General features: G+C 70.5%; 8 protein-coding genes. 6 read left to right on the top strand and 2 right to left on the bottom strand.

The window, feature by feature from the left end; all coding sequences use genetic code 11:
* Positions 1-382: 382 nt before the first annotated feature.
* Positions 383-1225 carry a cobalamin B12-binding domain-containing protein gene (locus P6F26_RS19450; RefSeq protein WP_278030368.1) on the top strand — a complete coding sequence of 281 codons (843 nt, stop codon included), beginning with the start codon at positions 383-385 and terminating at the stop codon, positions 1223-1225.
* A gap of 51 nt (positions 1226-1276) precedes the next feature.
* Here P6F26_RS19450 and P6F26_RS19445 read toward each other — a convergent pair whose 3' ends face one another.
* Positions 1277-1864: a DUF1285 domain-containing protein gene (locus P6F26_RS19445; protein WP_278030367.1), complete on the bottom strand. Its 588-nt coding sequence runs from the start codon at positions 1862-1864 to the stop codon at positions 1277-1279.
* Positions 1865-1955: 91 nt separating this feature from the next.
* Between P6F26_RS19445 and P6F26_RS19440 the strand changes: the two genes are divergently transcribed.
* The 4 genes from P6F26_RS19440 to P6F26_RS19425 all read left to right on the top strand — a co-directional run bounded on the left by P6F26_RS19440 (position 1956) and on the right by P6F26_RS19425 (position 8800).
* Positions 1956-2963, top strand: a complete 1008-nt coding sequence (locus P6F26_RS19440) for an AAA family ATPase (protein ID WP_278030366.1) — start codon at positions 1956-1958, stop codon at positions 2961-2963.
* Positions 2960-3853 (top strand): DUF58 domain-containing protein, encoded by an 894-nt coding sequence (locus tag P6F26_RS19435; RefSeq protein WP_278030365.1) that lies wholly within the window; start codon positions 2960-2962, stop codon positions 3851-3853. Before P6F26_RS19440 ends, P6F26_RS19435 begins: the two co-directional genes overlap by 4 nt.
* Positions 3854-3950: 97 nt before the next feature.
* Entirely contained in the window at positions 3951-6731 is a 2781-nt protein-coding gene (locus tag P6F26_RS19430) for a DUF4159 domain-containing protein (RefSeq protein WP_278030364.1), read from the top strand.
* Positions 6732-6733: 2 nt separating this feature from the next.
* Entirely contained in the window at positions 6734-8800 is a 2067-nt protein-coding gene (locus tag P6F26_RS19425; RefSeq protein ID WP_278030363.1) for a hypothetical protein, read from the top strand.
* A 354-nt stretch (positions 8801-9154) separates the two neighbouring features.
* Here the strand turns inward: P6F26_RS19425 and P6F26_RS19420 are convergent, their stop codons facing one another.
* Positions 9155-9565 (bottom strand): CopD family protein, encoded by a 411-nt coding sequence (locus P6F26_RS19420; RefSeq protein ID WP_278030362.1) that lies wholly within the window; start codon positions 9563-9565, stop codon positions 9155-9157.
* Between the two features lie 146 nt (positions 9566-9711).
* Between P6F26_RS19420 and P6F26_RS19415 the strand changes: the two genes are divergently transcribed.
* Complete coding sequence (locus P6F26_RS19415; RefSeq protein WP_278030361.1) at positions 9712-11157, top strand: FAD-linked oxidase C-terminal domain-containing protein; 1446 nt, start codon at positions 9712-9714, stop codon at positions 11155-11157.
* The last annotated feature ends 6 nt before the right edge of the window (positions 11158-11163 follow it).

Below are 11163 nucleotides of genomic sequence, written 5' to 3'. Positions count from 1 at the left end.
GCGGGCGGCGCAGGGCGTGCGGGCCTGCCCGCGCCGCCCGCAAGGCCGAAAGGACCGAATCGGACGCGCGCCGCGCGCCTCACGCGGCGGCCATGTCCTTGCCCTGCCTCGAAAGACCTGTCGCGCCCGCTGTCAATTCGTCTGGACACGATGTGTCATGATTGCGATTCGTCATGGGCCGGTTACGGCAAGTCTCCCAATTTTTTCTGGATTTCTGGTTTTGCCTTCGCGCCGGCATCGACGCGCGGATGCGCCGCCTTGAAATAAAATTCAATGTCAATCTTGATTGACACATGGCTCCGTATACACTGCCATTCAATGAAAAGCGGCACTGCGCGTCCCCGTGCTGACAGCGCGCGCCGGAGAGGGAAGAATCACGGCCGTGGCAAGATACTCCGAAGACCGCAGCGCTCCGCGCGCGTCGACCACGCGGCGCGTGGCGTCGACCCTCTCAGAGGAAAGCCTTTCGCAACTCGCGACCCGCGCCCTCACCCGGCTGCACGCCGAGCGTCATGCAAGCGTCCTGTCGGACGAGGCGCAGGCCTGCATTCGGGTCCCGCTCGCCACGGCCCTCGCGACCGCGCTGTGCGATGACGCCACCGACATCGCCGACCTGATGGTCGGAGACCTCGTCGAGGCGGGCCTCTCGGTCGAGGAGATCTGCCTCGACTACCTCGCCCCCGCGGCCCGCTGCCTCGGCGAGTGGTGGGAGGGCGACAGGCTTCCCTTCACCGAGGTCACGATGGCGACCGCGCGCATCCAGGCGATGCTGCGACGGCTTCCCGCCGGACGCCGGGGCACGCCCTCGGCCGGGGCAAAGGGCGCCGTGTTCTGCGCCGTGCCCGGCGAGGAGCATACGCTTGGCGTGGTGATGGCCGCCGACCTGTTCCGTCGCATCGGCTGGGACATGGGCCTTCTGATCGGCCTCGAGCATGACGAGATCCTCTCGCGGCTGAAGCGCGACGACCGCGCCGTCATCGGCCTCAGCTGTTCGGGAGATCATTCGCTTCCGGCGCTCGGACGGCTGATGACCTCGCTGCGCAGGGCGCGTCCCGATGCCCGCCTGATCGTGTCGGGCCGGATCGCGGGCGACGCGAGGGCGGTGGCCTCCCTGCCCGAACCCGACGCCGTCGTCACCTGCATGGCGGATGCCGAGATCCAGATGCGGCGCCTCGACGCCGAGCTTCGGGCCGAGCCCGCCCCGCGCGAGACCAGCTACGCCTGAGCCCGCCGCCGTGGCCGGCCCGCGCTCCGGCCCGCCCCGGCCAGCGTTGCGTCACACGTCGAGGTCGGCCACCGGGATGATCGGAAAGAACACGCCCTGCGACCAGACGCCGAACCAGTCGGTGCCGTCGATCTCGTGGGCCTCGCCAAGGTCCACCAGCCGGTAGAAGCTTTTCCGGTCGATCAGCGCGTCCAGCCCCGCGCGGACGTGGATGTAGGGCGACGGCTCGCCGGTTTCGTCGCGCACGACGCGGATCTCGTGATCCTCGCCGGCAAGCACCCGGTCGCCCACGTTCGTCGTGAAGCTCACGACCTGCTCGCGGCCCGTCCCCGCCGCCTCGAGGTCCACCGCGACGAAGGGCGCGTCCTCGACCCTGATTCCCACCTTCTCGACCGGTGTGACGAGGAAGAAACTGTCCCCCTCGCGCTTGAGTATGGTCGAGAATAGGCGCACCAGCGGCTTGCGGCCGATGGGCGTTCCCTCGTGGAACCAGGTGCCGTCGCGGCGGATCTCCATGTCGATGTCGCCGCAGAACGGCGGGTTCCACAGGTGCACGGGCGGCAGTCTGCCTTCCTTCTGAGCCGCTTGGGCCGCGGCGATCAAGGTATCGGGTTCAGGCGGCGCGCTTGCGTTCGTCACGATGTTTTGTCCCTACGGCCCTTTTGCCATTTGTGGTCGGCGGAATAGGTCTGTTACCTGACAAGAGATAAGCATCATGCGGAGCTTTGCCATGTCTGAACGCGAGACCCTCGTGGCCGAAATCGAAGCGCTGGGCGGCAAGCTCTCCGAGGCGCGAGAGGCGATCGCGACCCGGATCATCGGCCAGGAAGAGGTCGTCACGCTGACGCTGTCGGCCATGCTGTCGGGGGGGCACGCGCTTCTGATGGGCCTTCCGGGGCTGGGAAAGACGCTGCTGGTGGACACGCTTTCGACCGTCATGGGCCTCAGCGCGAACCGCATCCAGTTCACGCCCGACCTGATGCCGGCCGACATCCTCGGCTCCGAGGTGCTCGAGACCGGGGCCGAGGGCGCTCGGAGTTTCCGCTTCATCGAGGGGCCGATCTTCTGTCGTCTCCTGATGGCCGACGAGATCAACCGCGCCTCGCCGCGCACGCAGTCAGCCCTCCTGCAAGCCATGCAGGAGCGCGAGGTGACGATCGCGGGCCAGCACCGGCCGCTGCCCGCGCCGTTCCACGTTCTCGCCACGCAAAACCCGATCGAGCAGGAGGGTACCTATCCCCTACCCGAGGCGCAGCTCGACCGGTTCCTCGTGCAGATCGACGTGCCCTATCCCGACCGCGAGACCGAGCGCGGCATCCTTCTTGCCACCACCGGCATCGAGGAAGGCCGCGCGCACCAGGTCTTCGATCCCGAGGCGCTGATCGCGGCGCAGCGCATCGTGCGGCAGATGCCCGTGGGCGAGGCCGTGGTGGAGGCCATCCTCGACCTCGTGCGGTCGTGCCGCCCGCAGGAGGCCGACGCCCCCGACATCGTGAAGAACTTCGTCGCATGGGGGCCAGGCCCGCGCGCGGCGCAGGCCCTCATGCTGACGGTCAGGGCGCGCGCGCTGCTCGACGGCCGCCTCGCGCCGTCGGTCGAGGACGTGGCGGCGCTGGCGCGTCCCGTCCTCGTGCACCGCATGGCGCTGACCTTCGCGGCGCGGGCCGAGGGCGCGGACCTGTCGCGCGTCATCGACGAGGTGACGGCGCGCGTGACGCGGATCGAGGCGGCGGCTTGAGCCGTTCCGCCCTCCATACTCCCGAGACCCTCCGCTCGCGGTCCGAGGCCATCGCCGCCTCGCTGCCCGCACTCATGGCCGACGCGCAGCACCTGAGCGCGACGGTCCTCATGGGCACTCACGGGCGCAAGCGCGCCGGAACCGGGGACGAGTTCTGGCAATACCGGCCCGCCGAAGCGGGCGACAGCCTGCGCGCCATCGACTGGCGCCGTTCGGGCCGGTCGGACGGCCACTTCGTGCGTCAGACCGAATGGCAGGCGGCGCAGTCCGTCATGCTCGGGGTGGACGACGCTGCCTCGATGACGTTCACCGGCTCCGACAGGCGGCCCTCGAAGCTGCGCCGCGCGCAGACGCTGGCGATGGCGATCGCGATCCTCGCGGTGCATGGCGGCGAGCGCGTGGGCCTGACCCACCTGACCGAGCCGCCGCGCGGCGGGCGCGCGCAGCTTCTGCGGATGGCGCAGGCGCTGATGGACGGCCACGAGGAGGGCGACTATGGCGCGCCGCGTCCCAAGGCCATGCCGGTCGGAAGCCGTGCGGTGTTCTTCTCGGACTTTCTCGGCGACCCCGCGCCGATCGAACAGGTGCTGGGCCGCGCCGCGGATCGTGGGGTGAAGGGCGCGCTGGTGCAGGTCCTCGACCCCGACGAGGAGGCGTTTCCCTTCGACGGGCGCACCGTCTTCGAATCCATGTCCGGCGCGATCCGTTTCGAGACGCTCAAGGCGCGCTCGCTGCGCGACGAATACCTCGCCCGCCTCGCCGAGCGGAAGGACCGCCTGTCGCAGGCGGCGCGCAACACGGGCTGGCGCTACCACGTCCATCACACCGACCAGCCCGCGGAGCCGACGCTTCTGTGGCTCTACCGCGCCCTCGAGAAGGTGCGCGCATGAGCCCCGTGCGGAACACCGGGCCGCGCGCTGCCGTTCGTCGTCATGAAACCGGCCGGGACGCGCCGACGGCCGTCCGGCCCGTCCGCAGGGGAGCGCGATGATCGCGAACCTCGCATTCGCCACGCCGCTTCTGCTGATCGCGCTGGTCGCGCTGCCGATCCTGTGGTGGCTGCTGCGCGCCGTGCCGCCCGCGCCGATCCGCCGGCGCTTTCCGGGGGTCGCGCTGCTGCTTGGCCTGCGCGACGAGGACAGCCAGACGGACAAGACGCCGTGGTGGCTTCTGCTGCTGCGGATGCTGGCGGTGGCGGCGGCCATCGTCGGTTTCGCGGGCCCAGTGCTGAACCCGCAGGAGCAGCGCGCGGGCGACGGCCCGCTTCTGGTGGCGATGGACGCCTCCTGGGCGTCGGCGCGTGACTGGTCGGACCGGATCGAGCGCGTCGATCTCCTGTTGCAGGAAGCCGGGCGTGCGGGCCGTCCCGTGGCGCTCGTGACGCTGACCGAGCTTCCCGGCGGCGCGCCCGCGTTCCAGTCCGCCAACGCATGGTCCGCCCGCCTTCCGGCCCTGACGCCCGCGCCCTATGCGCCCGATTATGCCGCCGCCGCCGAATGGGCCGCCGCCCTCGACGGACCGGCCGAGGTCTTCTGGGTGTCCGACGGGCTGGAGCACGAGGGGCGCGGCGATCTTCTGGACGCTTTCGAGGGCCTCGGGCCGGTCAATGTCTTCCAGGGCGCGCGCGACGTCATCGCGCTGGCCCCGCCGGTCTACGAGGACGGCACCATCCGCGCCGGCCTGCAGCGGCAGGGCGCGACCGCGCCGCGCGAGGTGACGGTGATCGCCCACGGCCTGGACCCCGCCGGCATCCCCCGCGATCTCGCGCGCGAGACTGTGACGTTCGGCGCAGGCGAAACCTCGGCCATGGCCGCCTTCGCCCTGCCCGCCGAGCTGCGTAACCGCATCACCCGTTTCGAGGTCGCGGGCGAACGGTCCGCCGGGGCCGTGGCGCTGACCGACGACGCGCTGCAACGGCGCGAGGTGGCGCTGATCTCGTCGCGCACCGACGACGAGGCGCAGGCGCTTCTTTCGCCGCTGCACTACCTGCGGCAGGCTCTCGCGCCGACCGCCGACCTCCTGGAGGGCGCGCTGTCGGACATCCTCTTGGCCAGCCCCGACGCCATCATCCTCGCCGACGTCGCCACCCTGTCCCCCGAGGAGGAGGCGGGCCTCGTGGAGTGGGTCGAGAATGGCGGCCTGCTGGTGCGTTTCGCGGGCCCGCGCCTTGCCGCATCCGACCTTGCCCGCGACGCCGCCGGCCCGCTGATGCCCGTGCGGCTTCGCGTGGGCGGGCGGACGGTGGGCGGCGCGATGTCCTGGGGCGAGCCGAAGCAGCTTCGCCCCTTCGAGGAGGGATCGCCCTTCGCCGGCCTCCAGGTGCCGCCCGACGTCACCGTCTCGAGCCAGGTCATGGCCCAGCCCGACCCGCAGCTGTCCGAGCGCACCATCGCCTCGCTCACCGACGGCACGCCGCTGGTCACGCGGGCGAGCCTCGGTCAGGGAAGCGTAGTCCTTTTCCACGTCACCGCGAACGCGGAATGGTCCACGCTGCCCTTCTCGGGCCTCTTCGTGCAGATGCTCGAACGGCTCGCCGTCTCGACGCGGCCCGCGACCCCCGGCGCCGAGGATGTCGCGGGCATCACCTGGGTGCCCGAGCGGGTGCTGGACGGCTTCGGCACGTTGCGCGACGCGGGCACGCGCCCCGGCGTTCCGGGCGAGGTGCTGGTCGAGGCGCCGCTGTCGGCCGATCTGCTGCCGGGCCTCTATGCGGGCGGCGAGCAGCGGCTGGCGCGAAACGTCGTGACCGCCGGCACCGTCCTGTCGCCCGCCGCCTGGCCCGCCGACGTGCCGGTCGAGGGGATGGCCGTGCTTGAGCCGACGGACCTCATGGCCGCCTTCCTCACCGCCGCGCTGGTCCTTCTGCTGATCGACGCCATCGCCGCGCTCTGGCTTGCGGGGCGGCTGACCGGGGCGCTGGGCCGCGCCGCCGTCGTCGTGCTGGCCGTGGGCCTTGCGGTGCCCGCGCCGCCCGTGGCCGCGCAGGACGACGCAGGCGGGTTGTCGATGGAAGACGAGCTGGCGCTTCTGGCGACGACCGAAGTCACGCTCGCCTACGTCGTCACCGGCGACCCCGAGCTCGACCGCATATCGGAGGCCGGCCTGCGCGGGCTGACCGACACGCTCTGGTCGCGCACCTCGGTCGAGCCCGCGCCGCCCATCGGGGTCAACCTCGAGACGGACGAGCTTGCGTTCTTTCCGATGCTCTACTGGCCGGTTTCGGCCGATCAGCCGCTGCCTTCCGCCGACGCCTACCGCAGGCTCAACGACTACCTCCGCTCGGGCGGCATGATCGTGTTCGACACGCGTGACGCCAACATCGGCGGCTTCGGGTCGGGCACGCCCGAGGGCCGCCGCCTGCGCGCGCTCGCCGCGCCGCTCGACATTCCCCCGCTCGAACCGATCCCCGCCGACCATGTCCTGACGCGCACGTTCTACCTGCTTCAGGATTTCCCGGGCCGCCACGTCAGCCGCGACGTCTGGGTTCAGGCCGCCCCACCCGATGCCGAGCAGATCGAGGGGATGCCCTTCCGCAACCTCAACGACGGCGTGACGCCCGTGCTGATCGGGGGCAACGACTGGGCCGCGGCGTGGGCCGTCGACGACAGCGGGCGCGCGCTCCTGCCCGTGGGGCGCGGCATGACCGGCGAGCGCCAGCGCGAGATCGCGCTGCGCTTCGGCGTCAACCTCGTGATGCACGTCCTGTCCGGCAACTACAAATCCGACCAGGTGCACGTGCCCGCGCTTCTCGAACGGCTGGGGCAGTGACGATGGCGCAGCAGATCCTCCTCGACCCGCTCCTTCCGCTGCCGCTGATCTACGCGCTCGCCGCGCTGACCGCCGTGGTCGTCGGGCTGGCGCTTTGGCGGCGGCTGTCGGGCTGGCCCTTCCGCCTCGCGGCCGGCGCCGTGCTTCTGGCCGCGCTTCTCAACCCGTCGCTGCAGAACGAGGACCGCGAGCCGCTCTCGGACATCGTGCTTGTCGTCGTCGACGGCAGCGCGAGCCAGGACCTCTCGGACCGCCCCGATCAGACCGCGCAGGCGCTGGCCGAGCTGGAGGACGAGGTCGCCTCGCTCGGCATGGAGATGCGCGTGTCGACCGTGGGCGACGCGCCCGACAACGCCGGCACCCTCCTGATGGAGGAGCTGGCGCGCATGATGGCCGAGGAGCCGCGCGCGCGCATCGCGGGCGCCATCCTCGTCACGGACGGACAGCTTCACGACGCCGACCTCGTGCCGGACATGCCAGCGCCGATCCACGCGCTACTGACGGGCCGGGAGGGGGACTGGGACCGCCGCCTCGTGATCGAGAACGCGCCCGCCTTCGCGATCATCGGCGAGGAATTCCAGCTCCGTCTCAGGCTCGAGGATCAGGGCGCGGTTCCCCCCGCGCTGGCGGGACGCTCCGAGATCCGCATCGCCATCGACGGGGGCGAGGCGCAGACCTACACCGTGCCCGTGGGCGAGACGCTGAACCTGCCGCTGACGCTGGAGCACGCGGGCCAGAACGTCATCCAGTTCATTGTCCCCGAGGCCGAGGGCGAGCTGACCGACCGAAACAACGCCGCCGTCGTGCAGATCAACGGCATCCGCGACCGCCTGCGCGTGCTTCTGGTCTCGGGCGAGCCGCATCCCGGCCAGCGGACGTGGCGCAACCTCCTGAAGTCCGACCCCTCGGTGGACCTCGTGCACTTCACCATCCTGCGCCCGCCGGACAAGCAGGACGGCGTGCCGGTGTCAGAGCTTTCGCTGATCGCCTTCCCGACGCGCGAGCTGTTCATGGAGGCGGTGGACGAGTTCGATCTGATCATCTTCGACCGCTACCAGCGGCGCGGCATCCTGCCGATGCTCTACATCGACAACATCCGGCAATACGTCGTGGATGGCGGCGCGCTGCTTCTGGCGGCGGGGCCCGACTTTGCCTCGGCCGCCTCCCTCTACCGGACGCCCCTGTCCGAAATCCTGCCCGGCCGTCCCACGGCCCGCGTGATCGAGCGGCCCTACCTGCCAGAGATCTCCGAGCTTGGCGAGCGCCATCCCGTCACCGCCGGCCTCGACCGGGAGCACACGCCCCCACCGGACCTGGACCAGCCCTGGGGCAGGTGGTTCCGCCAGATCGAGCTGACGGAGCAGGGCGGCCAGACCGTCATGACGGGCGCCGACACCGCGCCGCTTCTGATGCTGGACCGCGTGGGCGAGGGGCGCGTGGCGCTTCTGGCGTCCGACCACGCGTGGCTCTGGGATCGCGGCTACGAGGGCGGCGGCCCGCAGCTGGAGATGCTGCGCCGGCTGGCGCACTGGATGATGGGAGAGCCCGACCTCGAGGAGGAGGCGCTGGTGGCCCGCGCCGACGGCCAGACGCTGTCCGTCACCCGCCGGACACTGTCCGACACCGCCGCCGACGTCACCGTCACCCATCCCGATGGCGCCGAGGAGACGATCGCGCTGACGGAGGCCGCGCCCGGCCGGTTCACCGCCGCGCTCGAGGGCGCCGAGCAGGGCCTCTACCGCCTGTCGGACGGCACGCTCGACACCGTCATCGCGCTCGGCCCGGCCGCGCCGCGCGAATTCGAGGAAACGATCGCCAGCGCCGACAGGCTGACGCCGGTGGTGGAGCCGCTGTCGGGCGCGGTGATGCGGCTGGAAGAGGGGATGCCCGACATCCGCCGCGTGGCCGAGGGGCGGAACGCCTCGGGGCGCGGCTGGATCGGCCTGACCGCGCGCGACGCCTACCTGACCACGGACGTGACGGTGATGCCTCTGGTGTCGGCTTGGCTGTTCCTGCTGGTGGCGGCAGCCCTCATGCTGGGCGCATGGCTGCGCGAGGGCCGGAGCTAGGCGCGGCGCGCGGTCAGACGAAGCGTTCGCCGCCACAGGTCGGGCAGCGGACCATCCTGCGGCCGAGGCAGCCGTCGCAGCGTCCGAAGACCGGGTGTCCCTCGGAGGTGCTGCCCTTCATGAGCGTCCCCGACCCGCCGCAGACGCCGCAAGGCGCGTCGCCATTGCCGCGACACCGGTGACAGCGCCGTTTCTCGTAGGTGTCCACTTGTCCACGGCTCGTGCGGAACGTCCGATGCATGGCCATCGCTCCGATTGCGAATCTACTACACTACCAAGCGTTCAAGGGTATCGCAGGATCGTGGCAAGTATGCGGCAGGCCCCCGCCGCGTCGGTCGCCGGGGCGGCGGGGCGTCAGAAGGGCTTGAAGACCACGAGGAACAGGACGCCGATCGCGACGAGCACGCTTGCCTCGTTGAAGGCGCGCAGCCAGAACTCGCTTTGCTCGAAGACGCCCCGCCGCGCCCGCAGCACCAGCACCCCGGTCCAGCCGTAATGCGCCGCGAGGATCGCCACGACGCCCAGCTTGGCCCAGGCCCAGAGCGGGAAGCCCCACCACCAGAAAAGCCACAGGCCCGAGAGAATCGCGATGACGCCGAGGCCCAGCGAAAACCGGTAGACGCGGAGCGTGAGGTCGCCCGCCGGACCGAACTCTCCCGTCTTCGCGAATTCGCGCTTCCAGAAGACAAGCCCGCGGGGGGCCACGAAGATCCCCGTCATCCAGCCGAGAACGGCCAGCAAATGCAGAACCTTGACCCATTCCATGCGCATCCAAGTGACGCCAAACGGGCGGGGCCGCAATGGGCGATTTCGCCTCATCGCGCTGGACGGCACCGCGTTTTGTGTTGCCATATGCGGGCAATTGGTTATCTTTCCTTACCAATTGCACGGTGTTCAGGAGGAGGACCCCGATGGAGATGCCCGCACCCGACGCCGCCGTCCTGTCGCGCAAGCCGCGTATCGTGGCGCGCCTGCAGGAGGTCCTGCCGAAATCGTCCGTCATCCACGACGAGACCGAGACGCGCGCCTACGAATGCGACGCGCTGACGGCCTACCGGTGCCCGCCGCTCGCCGTGGTGCTGCCCTCCAGCACCGAGGAGGTCGCGGCCGTCCTCAGGGTCTGTCACGAGGAGGGCGTGCCCGTGGTGCCGCGGGGCTCGGGAACCTCGCTCGCGGGCGGGGCGCTGCCGACGGCCGACAGCGTGATCGTGGGCGTCTCGAAGCTGAACCGCGTGCTCGAGGTCGATTACGACAACCGCTTCATCCGCGTGCAGTCGGGGCGCACGAACCTCAGCGTGACGGGCGCCGTGGAGCAGGAGGATTTCTTCTACGCCCCCGACCCTTCGAGCCAGCTCGCCTGCGCCATCGCGGGCAACATCGCGATGAATTCGGGCGGCGCGCACTGCCTGAAATACGGCGTGACGACCAACAACCTCCTGGGCGTGACCATGGTGACGATGGATGGCCGGATCCTCGAGATCGGCGGCGCGCATCTCGACGCGGCGGGCTACGACCTTCTGGGGGTGATCTGCGGCTCGGAGGGGCAGCTTGGCATCGTGACCGAAGCGACGCTTCGCATCCTGCGCAAGCCCGAGGGCGCCCGCCCGGTCCTGATCGGCTATTCCTCGAACGAGGTCGCGGGCGCCTGCGTCTCGGACATCATCAAGGCGGGCGTCCTGCCCGTGGCGATCGAGTTCATGGACCGCCCCTGCATCGAGGCGACCGAGGCTTTCGCAAAGGCCGGCTACCCGATGTGCGAGGCGCTTCTGATCGTGGAGGTCGAGGGGTCCGACGCCGAGATCGACGAGCAGCTCGGCGTCATCAAGCAGATCGCGCGGGCCCATGACCCGGTGGAGCTGCGCGAAGCGCAGTCCGAGGACGAGGCCAAGCGCATCTGGCTGGGCCGCAAGTCCGCCTTCGGCGCGATGGGGCAGATCAACGACTACATGTGCCTCGACGGGACCATCCCGGTAAGCGCGCTGCCCGAGGTGCTGCGGCGCATCGGCGAGATGTCGAAGGACTACGGGCTGGGTGTGGCCAACGTCTTCCACGCGGGCGACGGGAACATGCACCCGTTGATCCTGTTCGACGCCAACAAGCCGGGCGATCTGGAGCTGTGCGAGGCGTTCGGCGCGGACATCCTGAAGCTCTGCGTGGAGGTCGGCGGATGCCTGACCGGCGAGCACGGCGTCGGCATCGAGAAGCGCGACCTGATGGTGTCGCAGTTCGCGCCTCAGGACCTCGAGATCCAGATGAAGGTGAAGGACGTGTTCGATCCGGACTGGCTTCTGAACCCGGCGAAGGTGTTCCCGCTGAAGGCGTCGGAGGGCCGGCGCAGGAGGGGTCTCGCCGCCTGAGCGGCG

Source organism: Roseicyclus salinarum (assembly GCF_029624655.1).
Lineage (GTDB): Bacteria > Pseudomonadota > Alphaproteobacteria > Rhodobacterales > Rhodobacteraceae > Roseibacterium > Roseibacterium salinarum.
Note: the sequence above shows the minus strand (reverse complement) of the source record. Positions and strands in the feature narration are given on the sequence as shown.